Below are 23,726 nucleotides of genomic sequence, written 5' to 3' on the forward strand. Positions count from 1 at the left end.
TGGTTTTATGTGTTGTATCGTCAATGGTTTATTTTTTAGTGGATGTAAAAAGTAGTACTTAAGTTGGTCGGGTGTTTCTTTAAAAGCTTTGTTAGTTGGATGTGCTCACTCAGATATCATCCGCACCACATTGCATGGTGCGGATTTTTTTTCAGGAGTATTATTTTTTTCGTTGTATGTAATTGCGAATGCGTTCCGCGGCTTCCACGCACTCTGCGAGCGGGGCGACGAGCGCCATGCGCACTCGGCCGGCGCCCGGATTGGTGCCGTCGACGTCACGGGACAGATAAGAACCCGGCACCACAGTCACATGCTCTTCGACAAACAGGTCGCGGCAAAACGCTTCGTCATCACCGTCAACGCTCGGCCACAAGTAAAAGCCGCCATCCGGGCGCTGCACATCCATCACTGGGCTGAGAATCTCCAGCACCGCATCGTATTTCTCGCGATACAGCGCACGGTTGGCCTGTACGTGCAGTTCGTCATTCCAGGCAGCGATGCTGGCCAGTTGGGTCTGAACCGGCATCGCGCAGCCGTGATAGGTGCGATAAAGCAGAAAGCCTTTAAGAATCTCGGCGTCACCGGCCACGAAACCAGAGCGAAGGCCAGGCAGGTTGGAGCGCTTGGACAGGCTGTGGAATACCACGCAACGCTTGAAATCCTTGCGACCCAGTTCCACGCAAGCGCTGAGCAGGCCGGGGGGTGGGGTTTGTTCATCGAAGTACAGTTCGCTGTAGCATTCGTCGGCTGCGATTACGAAATCGTATTCGTCGGCCAGGGCGATCAGCTTCTTCAGGGTTTCAACCGGGATCAGAGCGCCAGTCGGGTTGCCTGGGGAACACAGGAACAGGATCTGGCAGCGTTTCCATATGTCGGGTGATACGGCGTCGAAATCCGGGTTGAAGCCGTTTTCATCCAGGCATGGTAGATAATGCGGCTCGGCCCCGGCAAGGAACGCGGCGCCTTCGTAGATCTGATAGAACGGGTTGGGACTGACCACCAACGCGTCATCACCTCGGTTGACCACGGTTTGCGTGAAGGCAAACAACGCTTCACGGGTGCCGTTGACGGGCAACACGTTACGGGCCCGGTCGAGCCAGCCAGTCGGAATGCTGAAACGACGCTCGCACCACGCGGTGATGGCTTCACGCAGGGCTGGGATGCCGAGGGTGCTCGGGTACACCGCCATCTGATCCAGATTGTTTGCGAGGGCCTCGGCGACGAAGCTCGGCGAACGGTGTTTCGGTTCGCCGATGGACAGGGCGATGGCACGTTTGTCCGGGTTGGGCGTGACGCTGCCGAGCAGGGCGCGAAGCTTCTCGAACGGGTAAGGCTGCAACTGGGTCAGAGCGTTGTTCATGGGGGCCTCTTTTAATGTGGGGCTGGCTTGTTTGGGAGTCGGGCTTGCCCGCGATGCTGACGTCTCTGGCTGTCAGTTACGCCGAGGTGATGCTATCGCCGGCAAGCCAGCTCCCACATAAGCGTTTCCCCACAGGGAAGTTTGTTAATTCAAATACTGATGCGCGACAGTTTGATATTGGGTTCATGGCCGACGCTAAGCTGTTCGACGATCGCATCCTGCAAGCGGCTGCACAGCAAGGGGTCGGACAGCGGTTGGTTGTTGGCGTCGGTGATAAAGAAAACGTCTTCTACGCGCTCGCCGAGGGTGGCGATCTTGGCGTTCTGCAACGACAGGTCGAACTCTAGGAAGATCGTGCCAATCCGCGCGAGCAGGCCGGGGCGGTCCGGAGCGCTGAGTTCCAGCACGGTCACGGGACGCTGGGCATCGTTGTGGATCGTCACCTGGGGCGCGAAGGCGAAATGCTTGAGCTGGCGCGGGACACGACGCTGGATGATCGTCGGGTAATCGTCCGGGTTGCGCAGGGCTTCGGTCAGGCCTTCACGGATCTGCTTGACCCGGGTCGGGTTGTCGCCGATCGAGTCGCCGTCGGTATCGAGCACGATATAGGTGTCGAGGGTGAACTGGCTGCTGGACGTGATGACCCGAGCGTCATGAATGTTCAGGTTGAGCTGGTCCATCGCCGCCACGGTTACGGCGAAGAAGTCGTGCTGGTCTGGCGCGTAGATGAAGATCTGCGTGCCGCCCTCGAATTCGCGCTGGGTGGTTTCCTTGATTAGCACCAGCGGCCCGCCGTCGGCCGGCTGCTGAAGGATCGCGTCACTGTGCCAGGCAACGTCGCCGGCAGTGTGGCGCAAGAAATAGTCATCGCCCAATTGCGCCCACAATTGCTCGACGTCGTCCGGATCGGTGCCGCCGCGTACCAGAATGTCCAGTGCGGCGCTTTGCGTCTGGCGGATCTGCTCTTCGCGGTCCACCGGGTTTTCCAGGCCGCGGCGCAAGGCGCGCTTGGTCTCGGTGTAGAGCTGGCGCAACAGGCTCGCGCGCCATGAGTTCCACAGCGTCGGGTTCGTGGCGTTGATGTCGGCGACGGTCAGTACGTACAGGTAGTCGAGGCGGGTTTCGTCGCCGACGGCTTGGGCGAAATCGTGAATGACCTGTGGGTCGGACAAATCCTTGCGTTGGGCCGTCGTCGACATCACCAGGTGGTTTTGTACCAGCCAGACAATCAGGCGGCTGTCCCACAATGGCAACTGGTGGCGCTGGCAAAAGGCTTCGGCATCCACTGCGCCGATTTCCGAGTGATCACCGTGTCGGCCTTTACCAATGTCGTGGTACAGGCCCGCCAAGTAGATCAGTTCGGGCTTGGGCAGTTTGCCCATGAGCTTGCTGGCCAGCGGGAATTTTTCCGACACCTGGGTGTACTGCAACTTACGCAGGTGCTTGATCAGGTTCAGGGTGTGCGCATCGACCGTATAAATGTGAAAAAGATCGTGTTGCATCTGCCCGACAATGAAACCGAACTCCGGCAGATAGCGCCCGAGAATACCGTAGCGGTTCATCCGCCGCAGGTTGCGGTGGACGCCGATCTTGCACTTGAACAGCTCGATGAACAGGCTGGTGTTGCGAATATCGTTACGAAACTCGTCGTCGATCAGGTGCCGGTGCTCGCGCAGCAGACGAATGGTGTCAGCGCGCACGCCTTTGATTTCTGGCTGCTGTGCCATCAGCACGAATATTTCGAGCATGGCGAAGGGCGTGCGGCGAAACACGTTATCGTTGCGCGCCTCGATATAGCCATCGTGAAGCTGGAACCGTGAGTTGATTGGCTGCGGCGGTGCCTCGTCTTCCGGCGCGAGGATGACTTCCTCGAAGTGCTGGATGATCAGGTCGCTGAGCTGAGCAATACTCATCACTACCCGGTAATACTGCTGCATGAAGTTTTCGATGGATTGCTTGGCGTCATCGCCCTCGAACCCCAGTAGCCCCGCGATGGAGCGCTGGTGGTCGAACAGCAAGCGGTCCTCGGAGCGCCCTGCGAGCATGTGCAGGGCGTAGCGTACTTTCCACAGGAACTCCTGGGACGAGGCCAGGAGGGCATTTTCGCTCTCTACCAAAAAGCCTTCGCCGGCCAGCGCCCGCAGGTTCAGGGTGCCGTACTGGCGACGGGCTACCCACAGAATGGTCTGAATATCGCGCAATCCACCCGGTGAGCCTTTGACGTTCGGTTCCAGGTTGTATTCGGTATCGTTGTACTTGTGGTGGCGGGCTTTCTGCTCGGCGCGTTTGGCCAGGAAGAAGTCCTTGCTCGGCCACATGTGTGCCGTGCTGGTCACGTCGAGCATGCGCTTGCGCAAGCGTTCGGGGCCGGCAATGGTGCGACTTTCCATCAGGTTGGTGATCACTGTCAGGTCGGCACGGGCCTCAACGGCGCATTCGTCCACTGAGCGCACGCTCTGACCGACTTCCAGGCCGATGTCCCACAACAGCGTCAGAAAACGCTCGATGGAGTCTCGGAAAACTTCGTGGTCGGCGCTGTCCAGCAGGATCAGCAGGTCGATATCGGAGTAGGGGTGCAACTCGCCCCGACCGTAGCCGCCGACCGCGACCAGCGCGATATCGGCGTCTTCGCTCCAGTTGAACTGTTCCCAGGCCTTTTGCAGGATGTTATCGACGAACCAGGCGCGATCCTCGATTAGCCGGCGAATATCCCGGCCGCTGCGAAAACGCCCGTCGAGCACCTCACGCGCCTGACGAATCGCCTTCTTGAAAGCAGCGATCGGGCTTGCCTTCAGTGCCAGTTCGGCCTGGAACTGGCCGCGGTCGAAGAGTTCGGGATCCACCTGCGGCATCGATTGGCTTTCCTTTCTATAGGCTGGGAGCAGGGGCTGAGTCAGGCTGAAACGCGTGCGATGGTGTCATCGGCGCGCAGAGTGAAGATCTCGTAGCCGGTGTCAGTCACCAGCAGGGTGTGTTCCCACTGGGCGGACAGCTTGCGGTCCTTGGTGATCGCGGTCCAGCCGTCGCCCAATACTTTGGTGTCTGCCCGGCCCTGGTTGATCATCGGTTCGATGGTGAAGGTCATGCCTGCCTTGAGCTCCATGCCGGTGCCGGCACGGCCGTAATGCAGGATCTGTGGCTCTTCGTGAAAGACCTTGCCGATACCGTGGCCGCAGAACTCGCGAACCACCGAGAAGCCGTTCTTTTCAGCATGCTTCTGGATCACCTCGCCGATGTCGCCCAGGCGGCAGCCAGGCTTGACCAGCTCAATGGCCTTGTACATGCATTCCTGGGTGATCTGCGACAGACGCTCGGCCCAGACTGGCACAGTGCCGACGTGGAACATGCGGCTGGTATCACCATGGAAACCGTCCTTGATGACCGTGACGTCGATGTTCAGCGTATCGCCATTTTTAAGCGGCTTCTCGTTCGGGATGCCGTGGCAGACCACGTGGTTGATCGAGGTGCAGATCGACTTCGGGTAGCCCTTATAGTTGAGCGGCGCGGGGATGGCTTGCTGCTCGTTGACAATATAGTCATGGCAGATGCGGTCCAGCTCTTCGGTGGTAACCCCCGGTTTGACATGTTCGGCAATCATTTCCAGTACGTCGGCGGCCAGTTTGCCGGCGACACGCATTTTTGCGATGTCCTCTGGGGTTTTGAGGGTGACGGTCATACAGGCTCTCTCTGCGCGCGATAGCGCTTTGCAAAACGGAATGGGCGTTGCGCGATCGATCTTCGCTGCCCCAAAAAAACCTGATTCTAACAGACGATCAGCGCAAATCTGAGCCTCTGTGCATCGCTTCTCTGTATAACATGGCGCATTCTGAGCCGATTCCAAGGGGCAAAGTAAAAGCGCTCGCGTGGATTGCAGAATGCGGGTTTCGTTTTTTCCATCCTTGTGATATAAAATGCGCCGCTTTCCGGGTATACCCGAAAAGCTTAAATCCACACACGTGTCGACACGATGACCTGGGTGCCTTCAGCTGATGCTGCTGGTTGGTCATTGGGATACGTGGAGGCCAAACCCGACTTATTAAGGAACTATCATGTCCCAAGTCAACATGCGCGATATGCTGAAGGCCGGTGTGCACTTCGGTCACCAGACCCGTTACTGGAACCCGAAAATGGGTAAGTACATTTTCGGCGCGCGTAACAAGATTCACATTATCAACCTTGAAAAAACCCTGCCAATGTTCAACGAAGCTCTGACTTTCGTAGAGCGTCTGGCCCAGGGCAAAAACAAGATCCTGTTCGTTGGCACCAAGCGTTCCGCTGGCAAGATCGTTGCTGAAGAAGCAGCACGTTGCGGTTCGCCGTACGTCGATCATCGCTGGTTGGGCGGCATGCTGACCAACTTCAAAACCATCCGTGCTTCGATCAAGCGTCTGCGTGACCTTGAAATCCAGGCTGAAGACGGTACTTTCGCCAAGCTGACCAAGAAAGAGGCGCTGATGCGCACTCGTGATCTTGAGAAGCTCGATCGTTCCCTGGGTGGTATCAAGGACATGGGCGGTCTGCCAGACGCTCTGTTCGTTATCGACGTTGATCACGAGCGTATCGCGATCACCGAAGCTAACAAGCTGGGCATCCCGGTTATCGGCGTAGTCGATACCAACAGCAGCCCGGAAGGCGTTGACTACATCATCCCAGGCAACGATGACGCAATCCGCGCCATTCAGTTGTACATGGGTGCGATGGCTGACGCTGTTATCAAAGGCCGCAACCACGTTGCTGGCGGTACCGAGCAGTTCGTTGAAGAAGCTCCGGTAGCAGCAGCTGAGTAATTGACGCCTTGGCGTTGACTCAGTAAGCAAAAAGGGGGCTTGGCCCCCTTTTTGCCACCTCGAAAACCATTTGTCAGCAGCGCAGCTACAGCCTCTGTAACATGCAGCCGCTAACAAGGGTGGTTCGGGAAGAATTGAACGCCCGTTCGATCGGGTGGAATGGTTGAAAACCTATCCAAGAGGATTTTGAAATGGCAGAGATTACTGCAGCGTTGGTCAAAGAACTGCGCGAGCGTACCGGCGAAGGCATGATGGATTGCAAAAAGGCCTTGACCAAGGCCGGCGGCGACATCGAAAAAGCCATTGATGATATGCGTGCTTCCGGCGCCATCAAGGCTGCCAAGAAAGCAGGCAACGTAGCTGCTGAAGGCGCGATCGCTTTGAAAGAAGACGGTAAATCCGCCGTTCTGCTGGAAGTGAACTCGCAGACCGACTTCCTGGCTTTGCAGGATGACTTCAAGGGATTTGTCGCTTCCAGCGTTGAGAAAGCGTTCGCTGACAAACTGACTGACGTTGCTCCACTGATCGCCGCTCAAGAAGCCGATCGCCTGGTTCTGGTCGGCAAGGTTGGCGAAAACGTCAACATCCGCCGCCTGGCTCGCGTTGAAGGTGACGTTGTTGGTGGTTACCTGCACGGCAACAAGATCGGTGTTGTGGTTGCCCTTAAAGGCGGCAGCGTTGAGCTGGCCAAAGACATCGCCATGCACGTCGCGGCGACCAACCCTGAGTTCCTGCTGCCATCGGAAGTTTCCGCTGAAGCGGTCGAGCGCGAGAAGGGCGTTTTCCTGACCCTCAACGCTGACAAGATCGCTGGCAAGCCAGAAAACATCGTTGAAAACATGGTCAAAGGCCGTATCAGCAAGTTCCTGGCTGAAGCGAGCCTGGTTGAACAGGCGTTCGTCAAGAACCCTGAAATCAAGGTTGGCGAACTGGCTAAGAAAGCTGGTGCTGAAATCGTTTCCTTCACCTACTTCAAAGTAGGCGACGGTATCGAGAAGCCGGTCGACAACTTCGCTGAAGAAGTTGCTGCCCAGCTGGCTGCCGCCAAGCAATAAGACGGTTTTTTTAACTGTCGCCCTGAAGAGGCTGCCCGCTAACGCGCGCAGCCTCTTTTCAGATGGGGGCGCCAATTTTTTAATTGGTTTCCTTTTGGAACTGGCTTACAAAGCCATGTTCCGATGGCGCTGAAGCAGCGCCAAGCTAGAGTGAACAGCCAGCTGTAAACAGCTCGCAAAGAATTTTTTAAAATACGCCGCAGGAGAGATTCGCAATGGCTCAGCAGGGCAGTGGTTATCAGGCTCGCTATAAACGCATTCTACTCAAGCTTAGCGGCGAGGCCCTGATGGGCTCGGAAGAGTTCGGGATCGACCCGAAGGTTCTGGATCGCATGGCGCTGGAAGTCGGCCAACTGGTCGGTATCGGTGTTCAAGTCGGTCTAGTGATCGGCGGCGGCAACCTGTTCCGTGGTGCAGCGCTCAGCGCGGCAGGCATGGATCGAGTGACCGGAGACCACATGGGCATGCTGGCCACTGTGATGAACGCCTTGGCCATGCGTGACGCGCTGGAGCGCGCCAACATCTCGGCCATCGTGATGTCGGCCATCTCCATGGTGGGCGTGACCGATCACTACGATCGTCGCAAAGCCATGCGTCACCTGAACGCCAAAGAAGTCGTGATTTTCGCGGCCGGTACCGGTAATCCGTTCTTCACCACGGATTCGGCTGCCTGCTTGCGTGCGATCGAGATTGACGCGGATGTGGTGCTTAAAGCGACGAAAGTCGACGGCGTCTATACCGCAGATCCATTCAAAGACCCGCATGCCGAGAAGTTCGATCATCTGACCTACGATGAAGTGCTGGATCGCAAGTTGGGTGTAATGGATCTCACCGCCATTTGTCTGTGTCGCGACCACAAGATGCCGTTGCGCGTCTTTAACATGAACAAGCCCGGCGCCCTGCTGAACATCGTACATGGCGGCGCTGAAGGAACCCTGATCGAGGAAGGCCAACAATGATCAACGAAATCAAGAAAGATGCTCAAGAGCGCATGAAGAAATCCCTGGAGTCTCTGGCCCATGCATTTGGTCAGATTCGTACCGGCAAGGCGCACCCAAGCATTCTGGGCAGTGTGATGGTGCCTTACTACGGCTCCGATACCCCGATTAGCCAAGTAGCTAACGTCACCGTAAAAGACTCCCGTACCCTGCAAGTCGTGGCCTTTGAGCGCAACATGCTAGCGGCTGTCGACAAGGCTATCCAGAGTGCCGGTCTGAACCTCAATCCGACCAACCTGGGCGAATTGCTGTTGATTTCGATGCCTGCCCTGACGGAAGAAACCCGCAAGGTTTTCGCCAAGCAAGCGCGTGATGCGGCCGAAGACGCTCGTATTGCGGTGCGCAACATCCGTCGAGACGCCTTGAGCCAGTTGAAAGACCTGGTCAAGGAAAAAGAAATCAGCGAAGACGAAGAACGTCGTGCCGCTGATGATGTGCAGAAACTGACCGACAAAGCCGTCGCTGATATCGAAACGGCCACCAAGCAGAAAGAAGCGGACCTGATGGCCGTATAAGGGTTCTGTTTTCATGGATAAGACCAAGCAGACTGCGCCGTCCGCGGTGCCGCGCCATGTCGCGATCATCATGGATGGCAATAATCGCTGGGCGAAAAAGCGCTTTATGCCCGGTGTGGCCGGGCATAAAGCCGGCGTGGATGCTGTTCGTGCGGTGATCGAGGTGTGCGCCGAGGCCAAGGTTGAGGTCTTGACCTTGTTCGCGTTTTCGAGCGAGAACTGGCAGCGTCCGGCCGATGAGGTCAGCGCCTTGATGGATTTGTTCTTCAAGGCGTTACGTCGGGAGGCCAAGCGCCTCAACGACAACAACATCAGCCTGCGCATCATCGGTGACCGTTCGCGCTTTCATCCCGAGCTTCAGACAGCCATGCGTGAGGCCGAAGCGATGACCGTCGGGGCCAACCGTTTTGTCCTGCAGATCGCCGCTAACTACGGCGGTCAGTGGGACATCGCGCAAGCGGCACAGAGGTTGGCGCGGGAAGTTCAGGCTGGGCATCTGCGTCCCGAAGACATCACGCCGCAATTGCTGCAAACCTGCCTGGTGACCGGCGATCTGCCGTTGCCTGACCTGTGTATTCGTACCGGGGGTGAGCACCGAATCAGCAATTTCCTGCTGTGGCAGTTGGCTTATACCGAGTTGTACTTTTCCGACCTGTTCTGGCCGGACTTCAAACACGACGCCATGCGCACCGCGCTGGCTGATTTCGCTTCTCGCCAGCGCCGCTTCGGTAAAACGAGCGAGCAGGTCGAGTCTGGAGCCCGGGTTTAATGCTTAAACAACGAATCATCACTGCGTTGATCCTGCTACCGATTGCCTTGTGCGGTTTTTTTCTGCTCGAAGGCTCAGGTTTTGCGCTGTTCATTGGGTTGGTCGTGACGTTAGGCGCATGGGAGTGGGCTCGCCTGGCGGGGTTCGAGGCGCAGCCGATTCGCATCGCCTACGCCGCCGCTGTGGCACTAATGCTCTTCGTTATGCACATCTTGCCCGGGCTCGCGCCTTGGGTCCTGGGGGCTTCGGTGCTCTGGTGGGGCGTGGCGACGTATTTGGTGCTGACTTATCCCGCGTCAAGCGAACACTGGGCCAGTGCGGCCTGCAAGCTGGTGATCGGGTTGCTGATCCTGTTGCCAGCCTGGCAAGGCCTGATCCAGATCAAGCAAGAGCCTTTGGGTAACTGGCTGATCATGGCGGTGATGGTGCTGGTCTGGGGTGCTGACATCGGTGCTTATTTTTCCGGTCGGGCTTTCGGTAAACGCAAGCTGGCGCCGCAGGTCAGCCCCGGCAAGAGCTGGGAAGGTGTGTACGGTGGATTGCTGTTGAGTCTGGTCATTACCGCTGTCGTGGGCTTTGTGCGTGACTGGACCTTCGCTCAGATGATGATGGGCTTGTTGGGCTCAGCGTTGATCGTCTTCATTTCGGTGGTGGGCGACCTCACCGAAAGCATGTTCAAGCGTCAGTCCGGGATCAAGGACAGCAGTAATCTGCTGCCGGGTCACGGCGGCGTGCTGGATCGCATCGACAGTCTGACGGCGGCGATTCCGGTGTTCGCGGTTCTGTTGTGGATGACGGCGCCGTGAGCCGCCTACAACAGATCACGGTGTTGGGGGCTACTGGCTCGATCGGTTTGAGCACCCTGGATGTTATTGCTCGTCATCCCGAGCGCTATCAGGTGTTCGCTTTGAGCGGTTTCACTCGACTGAGTGAGTTGTTGGCGCTGTGTGTGCGCCACACGCCGCGATTCGCTGTGGTCCCTGAAGCGACTGCTGCCCGTGGTTTGCAGGACGATTTACGTGCGGCCGGTCTGGCAACTCGCGTTCTGGTCGGGGAGGAGGGCTTGTGCCAAGTTGCCTCCGATCCCGAGGTCGATGCCGTTATGGCGGCTATCGTCGGTGCGGCGGGTCTGCGTCCCACCCTGGCGGCAGTTGAGGCGGGCAAGAAGATCCTGCTGGCCAATAAAGAAGCGTTGGTAATGTCCGGCGCGTTGTTTATGCAGGCGGTGCGTAAAAGCGGTTCGGTACTGCTGCCAATCGACAGTGAACACAATGCGATTTTCCAGTGCATGCCGCATGATTTTGCGCGCGGCCTGGGGGCGGTTGGTGTGCGTCGGATTTTATTGACAGCCTCTGGTGGTCCTTTCCGGCAGACACCAATGGCCGAACTGGCGCATGTTTCCCCTGAGCAGGCTTGCGCTCACCCCAACTGGTCCATGGGGCGCAAGATTTCTGTGGATTCGGCCAGCATGATGAACAAAGGGCTTGAGCTGATCGAGGCCTGCTGGCTGTTCGATGCCAAGCCTTCCCAGGTTGAAGTAGTGATTCATCCTCAAAGCGTGATTCATTCGCTAGTCGATTATGTCGATGGTTCGGTGCTGGCTCAGCTGGGTAATCCGGACATGCGCACGCCGATCGCCAATGCCTTGGCTTGGCCGGAGCGTATCGATTCGGGCGTTGCGCCGCTTGATTTGTTCAGCATTGCGCGTCTGGATTTCCATGCGCCGGATGAGGGGCGCTTCCCTTGTCTAAGGCTTGCGCGTCAGGCAGCTGAGTCGGGTAACAGCGCCCCGGCCATGCTTAATGCCGCCAATGAAGTCGCGGTGGCAGCCTTTCTCGATGGACGGGTTGGTTATCTGGAAATCGCGGGTATCATCGAGGAGGTTTTGAGTCTCGAGCCTGTGGTGGCGGTGAATGATCTTGAGGCGGTGTTCACGGCAGACGCGAAGGCGCGTGTGCTGGCCGAGCAGTGGTTGAGTCGCCACGGGCGATAAGTGCTGCAATACGTTGGCCCACGGCAGCACTGAATAGGATTGCGGAGAAAATAGATGAGCGCGCTCTATATGATTGTCGGCACCCTGGTCGCTTTGGGTGTGTTGGTTACCTTCCATGAGTTCGGCCACTTCTGGGTCGCGCGTCGCTGTGGTGTCAAGGTTCTGCGTTTTTCCGTGGGTTTTGGCATGCCTTTGTTGCGCTGGCATGACAAGCAGGGCACCGAGTTTGTGGTGGCCGCGATCCCGCTAGGCGGCTACGTCAAAATGCTTGACGAGCGTGAAGGCGAAGTGCCGGCCGATCAACTGGATCAATCCTTCAATCGAAAGTCCGTTCGTCAACGCATCGCTATCGTCGCTGCCGGTCCGATTGCCAACTTCCTGCTGGCGATGGTGTTTTTCTGGGTGTTGGCGATGCTCGGCAGCGAGCAGGTGCGTCCTGTTATTGGCGCGGTAGAATCCGGCAGCATTGCTGCCAAGGCCGGTTTGGGCCCGAATCAGGAAATCATTGCCATCGATGGCGAGCCGGTTTCTGGGTGGGCAGCGGTGAACTTGCAGTTGGTCCGTCGCCTTGGCGAGAGCGGTGCCTTGCAGTTGATTGTGCGTGAGCAGGGCTCTACGACCGATACGCCTCGCGAGCTGATGCTGGATCACTGGCTCAAGGGCGCCGATGAGCCTGATCCGATTCGCTCGCTGGGTATTCGTCCATGGCGCCCGGCTTTGCCGCCAATTCTGGCTGAACTTGATCCGAAAGGACCGGCGCAGGCCGCGGGCCTGAAGACCGGTGATCGGTTGCTGGCGCTGGATGGTCAGTCGCTGAATGACTGGCAGCAGGTGGTCGACACTGTTCGTATGCATCCCGATACTAAAATCATGCTGCGTATCGAGCGTGATGGTGCTCCAATCGACGTCCCTGTGGTGCTGGCTGCTCGCGGCGAGAGCAAGGCGCCGAACGGTTATCTTGGCGCTGGGGTCAAGGCAGTCGATTGGCCGCCAGACATGATTCGCGAGATTAGCTACGGTCCTGTGGCCGCGATTGGGGAGGGTGCCCGACGCACTTGGACCATGAGCGTACTGACTCTGGATTCGCTAAAGAAAATGTTGTTCGGCGAGCTCTCGGTAAAAAACTTGAGTGGACCGATAACCATTGCTAAAGTGGCGGGCGCTTCTGCCCAGTCGGGTGTCGCTGATTTCTTGAATTTCCTTGCTTATCTGAGTATTAGCTTGGGCGTTCTGAATTTGTTGCCTATTCCTGTACTGGATGGGGGGCATTTGTTGTTTTATCTGATCGAGTGGACGCGTGGTCGTCCCTTGTCGGATCGGGTGCAGGGTTGGGGGATACAGATCGGTATCAGTTTGGTGGTCGGGGTGATGTTGCTTGCTCTGGTCAATGATCTGGGTCGACTGTAACGCTTCGCTGAATTGCGAATCTGCCGCATTTTGCGGCAGTTTGTTTATTGCCAGTTGGAATAAGAAAGGACTTCATGAAACGTCTGCTGCTAACTGCGGTTCTCACCGTATTGATGATCGCCGAAGTTCACGCCGAGTCCTTCACTATCTCTGATATTCGCGTCAATGGCCTCCAGCGGGTCTCCGCGGGTAGCGTCTTTGGTGCCTTGCCGTTGAACGTCGGTGAGCAGGCGGATGATCGTCGCCTGGTGGAATCCACTCGTGCGTTGTTCAAAACCGGGTTCTTTCAAGATATCCAGCTGGGCCGTGATGGCAACGTTCTGGTCATCACGGTGGTCGAGCGTCCTTCGGTCGCCAGTATCGAGATCGACGGTAACAAGGCCATCTCCACTGAAGATCTGATGAAAGGGCTTAAACAGTCCGGTTTGTCCGAGGGCGAGATTTTCCAGCGTGCCACGCTCGAAGGTGTGCGTAACGAACTGCAGCGTCAATACGTCGCGCAGGGTCGTTACTCGGCTACCGTCGACACCGAAGTGGTGCCGCAGCCGCGTAACCGCGTCGCGTTGAAGGTCAACATCAACGAAGGCACCGTTGCCGCTATCCAGCACATCAACGTGGTGGGTAACACGGTTTTCCCGGATGACGATCTCATCGGCCTGTTCGAACTCAAGACCACCAACTGGCTGTCGTTCTTCAAGAACGACGACAAATACGCCCGTGAAAAGCTGTCCGGTGACTTGGAGCGTCTGCGTTCCTACTACCTGGACCGTGGCTACATCAACATGGACATCGCTTCGACACAGGTCTCGATTACTCCAGACAAGAAGCACGTCTACATCACTGTGAACGTCAACGAAGGTGAGAAGTACACCGTTCGTGACGTGAAACTCAGCGGTGACCTGAAAGTACCTGAAGACCAGGTCAAGTCCCTGCTGCTGGTTCAGAAAGGGCAAGTGTTCTCGCGCAAGCTGATGACCACAACCTCCGAACTGATCACTCGCCGTCTGGGTAACGAGGGTTACACCTTCGCCAACGTCAATGGCGTGCCTCAGCCTCATGATGACGACCACACTGTAGACATCACCTTTGCCGTCGATCCTGGTAAACGTGCCTATGTGAACCGTATCAACTTCCGTGGCAACACCAAGTCTGAAGACGAAGTGCTGCGCCGTGAGATGCGTCAGATGGAAGGCGGCTGGGCTTCGACCTACCTGATTGACCAATCAAAGACGCGTCTTGAGCGTCTGGGCTTCTTCAAGGAAGTCAACGTTGAAACGCCTGCTGTACCGGGTGTAGACGATCAGGTCGATGTGAACTACGGCGTTGAAGAACAGGCTTCCGGCTCCATTACTGCCAGTGTCGGTTTCGCACAGAGCGCTGGTTTGATTCTGGGTGGCTCGATTACTCAGAACAACTTCCTGGGTACGGGTAACAAGGTCAGCATCGGTTTGACTCGCAGCCAATACCAGAGTCGCTACAACTTTGGTTACGTTGACCCGTACTGGACTGCTGATGGTGTGAGCCTGGGTTACAACGCTTTCTATCGCACCACCGACTACAAAAACCTCGACGTCAGTGTTGCAAGCTACGCCGTCGATAGCTTGGGTGCTGGTGTCAGCGTCGGCTACCCGATCAGCGAGACCTCGCGTCTGACCTTTGGCCTGACGGCGCAACAAGACAAGATCAAGACGGGTGACTACACCGTCGATGAGATTTTCAACTTCGTTAACACCCAAGGCGACAGCTACCTGAACTTCAAGGCTTCGGCCGGCTGGTCTGAGTCCACCCTGAACAAAGGTGTACTGGCAACCCGTGGTCACTCCCAGAGCGTGACGCTGGAAGCGACCACCCCAGGCAGCGACCTGTCGTTCTTCAAGCTTGACTACCGTGGCCAGTTGTTCCAACCACTGTCTGAAAACTACACCGTTCGACTGCACACAGAGCTGGGCTATGGTGATGGTTACGGTTCGACCAATGGTCTGCCGTTCTACGAAAACTACTATGCCGGTGGCTTCAACTCGGTTCGTGGTTTCAAAGACAGCACCTTGGGCCCACGCAGTACGCCGAGCCGTGGCGAATCTGTCACAGGTAACTCGGGCACCTTGTTGGACAGTGACCAGAATGCGCTGCCGTTCGGTGGTAACGTGCTGATTCAAGGCGGTGCTGAAATTCTTTTCCCACTGCCTTTCGTCAAGGATCAGCGTTCCCTTCGCACCTCTGTGTTCTGGGACGTGGGTAACGTGTTTGATTCCAAGTGCGACCAGACCGCCAACACCAACGGTACGAAGTCCAACACGCAGTGTAACGACATCAGTCTGAGCAACCTTGCCAGTTCCGTCGGTGTAGGCGTGACATGGGTTACCGCACTGGGACCTCTGAGCTTTGCCTTGGCCATGCCGGTCAAGAAACCGGATAACGCTGAAACTCAGGTGTTCCAATTCTCCCTCGGCCAGACGTTCTAAGCGTCTGACCCAAGATAATGACAATGGATTTTGTAGGAGTGCATCGTGCGTAAGTTGACTCAATTGGTTCTCCTGGCAACCTTGCTGGTAGCCGGCCCGGCTTTTGCCGACATGAAAATTGCCGTTCTGAATTATCAGATGGCTTTGCTCGAATCTGACGCTGCGAAGAAGTACGCAGTGGATGCCGAGAAAAAATTCGGCCCGCAGCTGACCAAGCTCAAGACCCTGGAAAGCAGTGCCAAAGGTATCCAGGACCGTCTGGTCGCCGGTGGTGACAAGATGCAGCAAGGTGAACGCGAGCGCCTTGAACTTGAGTTCAAGCAAAAGGCCCGTGACTTCCAGTTCCAGTCCAAGGAACTTAACGAAGCTAAAGCCGTTGCTGACCGTGAAATGCTGAAGCAGCTCAAGCCGAAACTGGACAGCGCTGTGGAAGAAGTCATTAAGAAAGGTGCTTTTGACCTGGTCTTCGAGCGTGGCGCAGTGATTGATGTCAAGCCTCAGTACGACATCACGCGCCAGGTTATCGAGCGCATGAATCAGCTGAAGTAATCCATGACAGCGACTATTAAGCTCGGCCAATTGGCCGAGTTTCTCGGCGCCACCCTGCGTGGCGATGCGGAGAAAGACATTACTGGGCTAGCCACTTTGCAAGAGGCTGGCCCAGCTCAGTTGAGCTTTCTGGCAAATCCTCAATACCGTAAATACCTAGCGGACAGCCACGCCGCAGCCGTACTGCTCAAGGCTGATGACGCTGAAGGGTTTGCCGGTGATGCTTTAGTGGTGCCTGATCCTTACCTGGCCTACGCACGTGTGTCTCATCTGTTCGATCCTAAGCCCAAAGCAGTTGCCGGAATTCACCCGACAGCGGTAGTGGCTGCGGATGCGCTGGTCGATCCGGCGGCGAGCATTGGTGCCTTTGCCGTGATTGAAAGCGCTGCGCGGATTGCGGCGGGTGTCACCGTGGGGGCTCATTGTTTCATCGGTGCTCGTAGCGTAATCGGTGAGGATGGCTGGCTTGCCCCGCGAGTCACGCTGTATCACGACGTGCGCATTGGCAAACGAGTGGTGATTCAATCAGGTGCCGTGCTCGGAGGTGAAGGCTTTGGCTTTGCCAACGAAAAAGGCGTCTGGCAAAAAATCGCCCAAGTGGGCGGTGTTGCCATTGGCGATGACGTTGAGATCGGTGTGAATACTGCGATTGATCGTGGTGCTTTGGCCGATACCGTTATTGGTAATGGTGTAAAACTCGACAATCAGATTCAGATTGCCCACAACGTTCATATCGGTGATCACACCGCGATGGCTGCGTGCGTGGGTATCTCCGGCAGCACCAAAATCGGCAAGCATTGCATGCTTGCTGGTGGCGTGGGGCTGGTGGGGCATATCGAGATTTGTGACAACGTGTTCCTCACCGGGATGACCATGGTGACCCACTCGATTACCGAGGCTGGCTCCTACTCATCCGGGACGGCCATGCAGCCTGCGGCCGAATGGCGCAAAAGCGCAGCACGCATCCGCCAGCTCGATGATATTGCTCGACGTCTGCGACAGCTTGAAAAGCGTGTGGGGGAAGTGACCCCTGACGGTAATGCTTCATCAGATGGCTGATACCATTTCCATATCAAGTGTGCACAGCCGCTAGACTGCCTCCTTGATTTGCTAGAGGAGCGCGCGTCAGTCGCGCGTTCCCAATCTTTACATAGGCTTCCCCCCGAAATGATGGACATCAACGAGATTCGCGAATACCTGCCTCACCGTTACCCATTCCTGCTGGTGGACCGGGTCGTGGATCTGGACGTGGAAGGCAAGCGCATTCGCGCCTATAAGAATGTCAGCATCAACGAGCCGTTCTTCAATGGCCACTTTCCGGCGCACCCGATCATGCCTGGCGTGCTGATCATCGAAGCGATGGCCCAGGCGGCCGGGATCCTCGGTTTCAAAATGCTCGACGTAAAACCGTCTGACGGCACCCTTTACTACTTCGTCGGCTCAGACAAACTGCGCTTCCGCCAGCCCGTCAAGCCGGGCGACCAGTTGATCCTTGAAGCCACTTTCATCAGCTGCAAGCGTAAGATCTGGAAGTTTGAGTGCCAGGCTTCTGTGGATGGAAAGCCGGTTTGCTCCGCCGAAATTATCTGTGCGGAACAAAAAGTATGAGTTTGATTGACCCTCGCGCAATCATCGATCCGACGGCCGTGCTGGCCGAAGGTGTCGAGGTCGGCCCATTGTCGATCATCGGCGCAGGTGTGGAAATCGGCGAGGGAACAGTGATCGGGCCGCATGTGATTCTCAAGGGCCCGACCCGGATCGGTAAGCATAATCGCATCTACCAGTTTTCATCGGTAGGCGAGGACACGCCCGATTTGAAATACAAGGGTGAAGAAACCCGGCTTGTGATTGGTGACCATAATGTCATCCGTGAAGGCGTGACCATTCACCGTGGCACCGTTCAGGACCGTTCGGAAACTACGCTAGGTGATCACAACCTGATCATGGCCTATGCCCACATTGGTCATGACAGCGTCATCGGTAACCATTGCATCCTGGTCAATAACACCGCGCTGGCAGGTCATGTCCATGTTGAAGACTGGGCGATTTTGTCCGGCTTCACCCTGGTTCACCAGTATTGCCATATTGGTGCCCACAGTTTTTCCGGCATGGGCACCGCCATCGGCAAGGATGTTCCTGCGTTTGTGACGGTGTTTGGCAATCCAGCGGAAGCTCGCAGCATGAACTTCGAAGGCATGCGCCGTCGCGGGTTTAGCGAAGATGCGATCTATGCACTGCGTCGTGCCTATAAGGTGGTTTACCGCCAAGGGCTGACGGTTGAACAGGCGCTCGCAGAACTGGCCGAGCCCTCGACCCAGTTTCCGGAAGTCGCGGTGTTCCGTGATTCCATCCAGTCTTCAACTCGCGGCATCACTCGTTAATCATGGCTAATTTGCGTATTGCGCTGGTGGCGGGTGAGGCTTCCGGTGACATTCTGGGCGCCGGTCTCATGCGCGCGCTCAAGGCACAGCACCCTGCGGTCGAGTTCATGGGTGTCGGTGGTCCGTTGATGCAGGCCGAGGGCATGGTCTCTTGCTTCCCCATGGAGCGACTCTCGGTGATGGGCCTGGTGGAAGTGCTGGGTCGACTGCGCGAGTTGCTGGCTCGGCGCAAGAAGTTGGTGGCCGACCTGATCGCCGAGAAACCGGATGTGTTCATCGGTATCGATGCCCCGGACTTCAACCTCAATATTGAACTCAAGTTGCGTCAGGCCGGGATCAAGACCGTGCATTACGTCAGCCCGTCGGTTTGGGCCTGGCGCCAAAAGCGCGTGCTGAAGATTCGCGAAGGTTGCGACCTGATGCTGACGCTGTTTCCGTTCGAAGCCAAATTCTATGAAGAGAAGGGCGTGCCGGTACGGTTTGTCGGGCACTCGCTGGCGGATGCTATTCCGCTCGAAGCCGACCGCGCCGCTGCTCGGGCCGAGCTGGGCTTGCCTGACGGGCCGTTGGTGACGCTTATGCCGGGCAGTCGGGGGGGCGAAGTGGGCCGTCTCGGCGCGTTGTTCCTCGACACTGCTGAACGTTTGCGGGCGTTGCGTCCTGGTGTGCGATTCGTTCTGCCTTGCGCGAGCCCCGAGCGCCGGGTGCAGCTTGAAGAGTTGCTGGCTGGGCGCGATTTACCGCTGACCCTGCTCGACGGCAAGTCGCATCTGGCCCTCGCTGCTTGCGATGCGGTGCTGATTGCGTCTGGGACCGCGACCCTTGAGGCATTGCTGTACAAAAGGCCGATGGTCGTGGCTTATCGCCTCGCGCCGCTGACGTTTTGGATTCTCAAACGCATGGTCAAAAGCCCTTACGTCTCCTTGCCGAACTTGCTGGCCCAGCGTCTGCTGGTGCCCGAGTTGCTGCAGGATGAGGCGACTGTGGAAGCACTGGCCCAGACGCTGTCGCCGCTGCTCTACGGTGGCGAAGAACAGACTCGCGGCTTCGACGAAATCCACCGCACGCTGCGCCTGGATGCCTCTAATCAGGCGGCAGACGCAGTATTGAAACTGATCGGCCAATCATAATGAGCAAAACAAGCATGCAGATGGGCCTCGACTTCACACTGGTCGCCGAGCTGGAAGCGCTGGTTGCCGGTGTCGACGAAGTCGGTCGCGGCCCGCTCTGCGGCGCCGTAGTCACGGCGGCGGTGATCCTCGATCCGAGCCGGCCTATTCTGGGGCTGAACGATTCGAAGAAGCTCACTGAAGCGCGCCGTGAAAAGCTCTACGACGAAATTTGTGAAAAGGCCTTGAGCTGGCACATCGCTCGGGCTGAAGTCGAAGAAATCGACGAGCTGAACATCCTGCATGCCACCATGCTGGCCATGCAGCGCGCCATCGAAGGCCTGCACATTCAGCCGAAACTGGCGATGATCGACGGCAACCGCTGCCCGAAGCTGTCCATGCGCTCAGAGGCCGTGGTCAAGGGCGATAGCAAGGTGCCGGCCATTGCGGCTGCGTCGATCCTGGCCAAGGTCAGCCGTGACCGTGAAATGGCTGCGTTCGAGTTGATTTACCCAGGTTACGGAATCGGCGGCCACAAAGGCTACCCGACGCCCGTTCATCTGGAGGCCTTGGCCCGTTTGGGGCCCACGCCGATTCACCGCCGCTCGTTCGCCCCGGTGCGCCTGGCTTACGAAGCGCGGGAAAACCTGATCGAGAGTTAGTCGCAAGGCTGATGTTTTTTCCAAGGCCCGGTACAATCCGGGCCTTGTTGTCTTCACGTTTCTAGACAGGATCACTATGCCGGCTTCATTCGTTCACCTACGCCTGCACACTGAATATTCCCTGGTCGACGGGCTGGTGCGGATCAAACCGCTGGTCAAGACCCTGGTCGGCATGAACATGCCTGCCGTGGCGGTCACTGATCAGAACAACATGTGTTCCTTGGTCAAATTCTATAAAGCGTCCATGGGGGCCGGGATCAAACCGATCTGCGGTGCCGACCTGTGGTTGTCGAACAAAGACCCGGACAACGCGCTGAGCCGGATCAGCCTGCTGGCAATGAATGCCGTGGGTTATCGCAACCTGACCGAACTGATTTCCCGTGGCTTCATTGACGGCCAGCGCAACGGCTCGATCATCATTGAGCGTGAGTGGGTGGCCGAAGCCAGTGAAGGCTTGATCATGCTGTCGGCGGCGAAAGAGGGTGAGATCGGCCTGGCCATGCTCAGCGGCAACCCGGCGGAAGCCGAAGCCTTGGCGCGTGAATGGATGGCGGTGTTCCCAGATCGTTTTTACCTGGAAGTCCAGCGCACCAGCCGCCCCAATGATGAAGAGCAATTGCACGGCGCCGTGGCCCTTGCCGAGAAAATTGGTGCGCCGTTGGTGGCGACCAACGATGTGCGCTTCATCAAGCAGGAGGACTTCGAGGCCCACGAAACCCGGGTTTGCATCGGTGAGGGGCGTGCCCTCGACGATCCGCGGCGCTCGAAGAATTACAGCGATCAGCAGTACCTCAAAAGCGCCGAGGAAATGGCTGAACTGTTCAGCGACTTGCCCGAGGCGTTGGAAAACACAGTCGAGATCGCCAAACGCTGCAACATCGAAGTGAAGCTAGGTAAACACTTCCTGCCCAACTTCCCGATTCCCGATGGCATGACTATCGACGAATACTTTCGCAAAGTCTCGTTCGATGGCTTGGAAGACCGTCTGAGTGTCCTGCTGCCCAAGGACACCACTGAAGATTACGACGCCAAACGTCAGGTCTACGTCGATCGGTTGAATTTTGAACTGGATATCATCATCCAGATGGGCTTCCCTGGATACTTCCTGATCGTGATGGATTTCATCCAGTGGGCCAAAAGCAACGGCGTGCCGGTAGGCCCCGGCCGTGGGTCGGGTGCTGGATCACTGGTGGCTTACGTACAGAAGATCACCGACCTCGATCCGTTGGAATATGACCTGCTGTTCGAGCGCTTCCTGAACCCGGAACGGGTATCGATGCCCGACTTCGACGTCGACTTCTGCATGGACGGTCGCGACCGGGTAATCGATTACGTGGCCGAGAAATACGGTCGCAACGCGGTAAGCCAAATCATCACTTTCGGGTCCATGGCAGCGAAAGCGGTGGTGCGGGACGTGGCGCGGGTGCAGGGCAAGTCCTATGGTTTGGCGGATCGTCTGTCGAAGATGATTCCGTTCGAAGTCGGCATGACCCTCGAAAAAGCCTACGAGCAGGAAGAAATCTTGCGTGACTTCATCAAGGTCGATGAAGAGGCTGCCGAAATCTGGGAAATGGCTCGAAAGCTTGAAGGCGTGGTACGTAACGTCGGTAAGCACGCCGGTGGTGTCGTTATCGCCCCGACCAAGCTGACCGACTTCTCGCCGATCTATTGCGATGAAGCGGGTGATGGTCTGGTCACCCAGTTCGACAAGGATGATGTCGAGGCTGCCGGTTTGGTGAAGTTCGACTTCCTGGGTTTGCGCACTCTGACCGTCATCGATTGGGCGCTGAAAACCATCAACCGCGAGCGCGCCAAGGTCGACGAGCCGCCGCTCGACATCGCGTTCATCCCGCTGGATGACAAACCGACTTACCAGTTGCTGCAAAAAGCCGAAACCACTGCGGTGTTCCAGCTTGAGTCCCGCGGCATGAAGGAGCTGATCAAAAAGCTCAAGCCCGACTGCCTGGAAGACTTGATCGCACTGGTGGCCCTGTTCCGTCCTGGCCCCTTGCAATCGGGCATGGTTGACGACTTTATCAACCGTAAGCACGGTCGCGCTGAACTGGCGTACCCGCACTCGGATTACCAGTACGAAGGCCTCAAGCCAGTATTGGCGCCGACTTACGGCATCATCCTGTATCAGGAGCAGGTGATGCAGATTGCCCAGGTGATGGCCGGTTACACCCTGGGCGGCGCGGACATGCTGCGTCGAGCCATGGGTAAGAAAAAGCCAGAGGAAATGGCCAAGCAGCGTGGCGGTTTCATTGAAGGTTGCACGGCGAACAATATCGACGCCGACCTGGCCGGCAACATTTTCGACCTGGTAGAGAAGTTCGCCGGTTATGGCTTCAACAAATCTCACTCCGCTGCGTATGGCCTGGTGTCCTATCAGACCGCATGGCTGAAAACGCACTACCCGGCGCCGTTCATGGCGGCCGTCCTGTCGGCGGATATGCACAATACCGACAAAGTCGTGACCTTGATCGAAGAAATTCGCACCATGAAGCTGCGTCTCGACGCGCCGGATGTGAATGCCTCGGAGTTCAAGTTCACGGTGAATGACGAAGGTCGCATTATTTACGGGTTGGGCGCGATCAAGGGCGTGGGTGAAGGCCCGGTCGAGGCGATTACCGAGGCGCGTCAGAACGGCCCGTTTACTGATTTGTTTGATTTCTGCGCCCGTGTCGATCTCAAACGCATCAACAAACGCACCCTGGACGGATTGATCCGCAGCGGTGCGCTGGATCGTCTGGGGCCTTATTTCCATGACGAACCGAAAGCCTATCAAGCGAGCATCGACCAGAACCGCGCGGTCTTGCTGACGGCGATGGAAGAGGCGATCAAGGCTGCCGAGCAAACTGCGCGCACCCGCGACAGTGGCCACGCCGACCTGTTTGGTGGCCTGTTCGTGGAAGAAGACGCCGACGTCTACGCCAATCACCGCAAGGCTAAGGAGCTGACCCTCAAGGAACGCCTGAAAGGGGAGAAAGATACCCTTGGGCTTTACCTGACTGGTCACCCGATTGACGAATATGAAGGCGAAATCCGCCGTTTCGCTCGCCAGCGCATTATCGATCTGAAACCCGCCCGGGATACCCAGACGGTCGCGGGCATGATCATTGCGCTGCGGGTAATGAAAAACAAAAAGGGCGACAAGATGGGCTTCATCACCCTTGACGATCGTTCGGGGAGGATCGAGGCGTCGTTGTTCGCCGAGGCGTTCCATTCCGCGCAGTCGCTGTTGCAGACCGATGCGATGGTGGTCGTTGAGGGCGAAGTCAGCAACGACGACTTCTCCGGCGGCTTGCGGTTGCGGGTCAAGCGGGTGATGAGCATGGAAGATGCCCGTACTAACCTGGCTGAGAGCCTGCGCTTGAAGTTGCAGACCAAGGACTTGAAGGGTGATCAACTGCGTTGGCTGGGTGAGTTGTTCAAGCGTCACCGCGGCGCTTGCCCAATCACCATGGAGTACACCAGCCCTGACGCGAAGGCCTTGTTGCAGTTCGGCGAGACCTGGCGAATTGACCCGGCGGATGCCTTGATTCAAGCCCTGCGTGACCAGTTCGGGCGAGACAACGTCTTCCTCCAATACCGTTGACGGTGAGGCGCCGTTCTTTGCCACTATTGAGCGCGCCCTGACCTCGACCCAAATATTTAATCTCGACCTTAACGCGCCTCT

The 23,726-nt window shown here is 57.2% G+C and carries 19 protein-coding genes; 16 read left to right on the forward strand and 3 right to left on the reverse strand.

Features of this window, described 5'->3' with window-relative positions:
* Positions 1-160 precede the first annotated feature (160 nt).
* The 3 genes from dapC to map all read right to left on the reverse strand — a co-directional run bounded on the left by dapC (position 161) and on the right by map (position 5,036).
* Positions 161-1,360: a succinyldiaminopimelate transaminase gene (gene dapC, locus RHM68_RS05380; protein WP_322220885.1), complete on the reverse strand. Its 1,200-nt coding sequence runs from the start codon at positions 1,358-1,360 to the stop codon at positions 161-163.
* A 149-nt stretch (positions 1,361-1,509) separates the two neighbouring features.
* On the reverse strand, positions 1,510-4,212 hold the full coding sequence (locus tag RHM68_RS05385; RefSeq protein ID WP_322220886.1) for a [protein-PII] uridylyltransferase: 2,703 nt from the start codon (positions 4,210-4,212) through the stop codon (positions 1,510-1,512).
* A gap of 41 nt (positions 4,213-4,253) precedes the next feature.
* The gene (gene map, locus RHM68_RS05390) at positions 4,254-5,036 is read right to left on the reverse strand and encodes a type I methionyl aminopeptidase (protein ID WP_322220887.1); all 783 of its coding nucleotides are present in this window, start codon (positions 5,034-5,036) and stop codon (positions 4,254-4,256) included.
* A gap of 373 nt (positions 5,037-5,409) precedes the next feature.
* Here map and rpsB point away from each other — a divergent pair, with 373 nt between their 5' ends.
* The 16 genes from rpsB to dnaE all read left to right on the forward strand — a co-directional run bounded on the left by rpsB (position 5,410) and on the right by dnaE (position 23,645).
* Positions 5,410-6,147 (forward strand): 30S ribosomal protein S2, encoded by a 738-nt coding sequence (rpsB, locus tag RHM68_RS05395; protein ID WP_322220888.1) that lies wholly within the window; start codon positions 5,410-5,412, stop codon positions 6,145-6,147.
* Between the two features lie 191 nt (positions 6,148-6,338).
* Positions 6,339-7,202: a translation elongation factor Ts gene (gene tsf, locus RHM68_RS05400; RefSeq protein ID WP_322220889.1), complete on the forward strand. Its 864-nt coding sequence runs from the start codon at positions 6,339-6,341 to the stop codon at positions 7,200-7,202.
* A gap of 215 nt (positions 7,203-7,417) precedes the next feature.
* Complete coding sequence (pyrH, locus tag RHM68_RS05405; protein WP_003172271.1) at positions 7,418-8,161, forward strand: UMP kinase; 744 nt, start codon at positions 7,418-7,420, stop codon at positions 8,159-8,161.
* A complete protein-coding gene (frr, locus tag RHM68_RS05410) occupies positions 8,158-8,715 on the forward strand; it encodes a ribosome recycling factor (protein WP_322220890.1) in 558 nt (185 codons plus the stop codon). The genes pyrH and frr overlap by 4 nt, the downstream gene beginning before the upstream one ends.
* 13 nt (positions 8,716-8,728) lie before the next feature.
* Complete coding sequence (uppS, locus tag RHM68_RS05415) at positions 8,729-9,484, forward strand: polyprenyl diphosphate synthase (protein WP_322220891.1); 756 nt, start codon at positions 8,729-8,731, stop codon at positions 9,482-9,484.
* Positions 9,484-10,290, forward strand: coding sequence for a phosphatidate cytidylyltransferase (locus RHM68_RS05420; RefSeq protein WP_322220892.1), 807 nt, complete (start codon positions 9,484-9,486; stop codon positions 10,288-10,290). Before uppS ends, RHM68_RS05420 begins: the two co-directional genes overlap by 1 nt.
* The gene (gene ispC / locus RHM68_RS05425) at positions 10,287-11,477 is read left to right on the forward strand and encodes a 1-deoxy-D-xylulose-5-phosphate reductoisomerase (protein ID WP_322220893.1); all 1,191 of its coding nucleotides are present in this window, start codon (positions 10,287-10,289) and stop codon (positions 11,475-11,477) included. The genes RHM68_RS05420 and ispC overlap by 4 nt, the downstream gene beginning before the upstream one ends.
* Before the next feature lie 54 nt (positions 11,478-11,531).
* A complete protein-coding gene (rseP, locus tag RHM68_RS05430; RefSeq protein WP_322220894.1) occupies positions 11,532-12,884 on the forward strand; it encodes a sigma E protease regulator RseP in 1,353 nt (450 codons plus the stop codon).
* 74 nt (positions 12,885-12,958) lie between these two features.
* Positions 12,959-15,346: an outer membrane protein assembly factor BamA gene (gene bamA / locus RHM68_RS05435; RefSeq protein WP_322220895.1), complete on the forward strand. Its 2,388-nt coding sequence runs from the start codon at positions 12,959-12,961 to the stop codon at positions 15,344-15,346.
* A 45-nt stretch (positions 15,347-15,391) separates the two neighbouring features.
* Positions 15,392-15,895 (forward strand): OmpH family outer membrane protein, encoded by a 504-nt coding sequence (locus tag RHM68_RS05440; RefSeq protein ID WP_259499889.1) that lies wholly within the window; start codon positions 15,392-15,394, stop codon positions 15,893-15,895.
* A gap of 3 nt (positions 15,896-15,898) precedes the next feature.
* The gene (lpxD, locus tag RHM68_RS05445; RefSeq protein ID WP_322220896.1) at positions 15,899-16,954 is read left to right on the forward strand and encodes a UDP-3-O-(3-hydroxymyristoyl)glucosamine N-acyltransferase; all 1,056 of its coding nucleotides are present in this window, start codon (positions 15,899-15,901) and stop codon (positions 16,952-16,954) included.
* 108 nt (positions 16,955-17,062) lie between these two features.
* A complete protein-coding gene (gene fabZ, locus RHM68_RS05450; RefSeq protein ID WP_322220897.1) occupies positions 17,063-17,503 on the forward strand; it encodes a 3-hydroxyacyl-ACP dehydratase FabZ in 441 nt (146 codons plus the stop codon).
* Positions 17,500-18,276, forward strand: coding sequence for an acyl-ACP--UDP-N-acetylglucosamine O-acyltransferase (gene lpxA, locus RHM68_RS05455; RefSeq protein WP_322220898.1), 777 nt, complete (start codon positions 17,500-17,502; stop codon positions 18,274-18,276). Before fabZ ends, lpxA begins: the two co-directional genes overlap by 4 nt.
* A gap of 2 nt (positions 18,277-18,278) precedes the next feature.
* Complete coding sequence (gene lpxB, locus RHM68_RS05460) at positions 18,279-19,406, forward strand: lipid-A-disaccharide synthase (protein ID WP_322220899.1); 1,128 nt, start codon at positions 18,279-18,281, stop codon at positions 19,404-19,406.
* A gap of 14 nt (positions 19,407-19,420) precedes the next feature.
* Positions 19,421-20,047: a ribonuclease HII gene (gene rnhB, locus RHM68_RS05465; RefSeq protein WP_322223694.1), complete on the forward strand. Its 627-nt coding sequence runs from the start codon at positions 19,421-19,423 to the stop codon at positions 20,045-20,047.
* A gap of 76 nt (positions 20,048-20,123) precedes the next feature.
* Complete coding sequence (gene dnaE / locus RHM68_RS05470) at positions 20,124-23,645, forward strand: DNA polymerase III subunit alpha (protein WP_322220900.1); 3,522 nt, start codon at positions 20,124-20,126, stop codon at positions 23,643-23,645.
* Positions 23,646-23,726 lie beyond the last annotated feature (81 nt).

The organism is Pseudomonas sp. DC1.2 (genome assembly GCF_034351645.1).
Taxonomy (GTDB): domain Bacteria; phylum Pseudomonadota; class Gammaproteobacteria; order Pseudomonadales; family Pseudomonadaceae; genus Aquipseudomonas.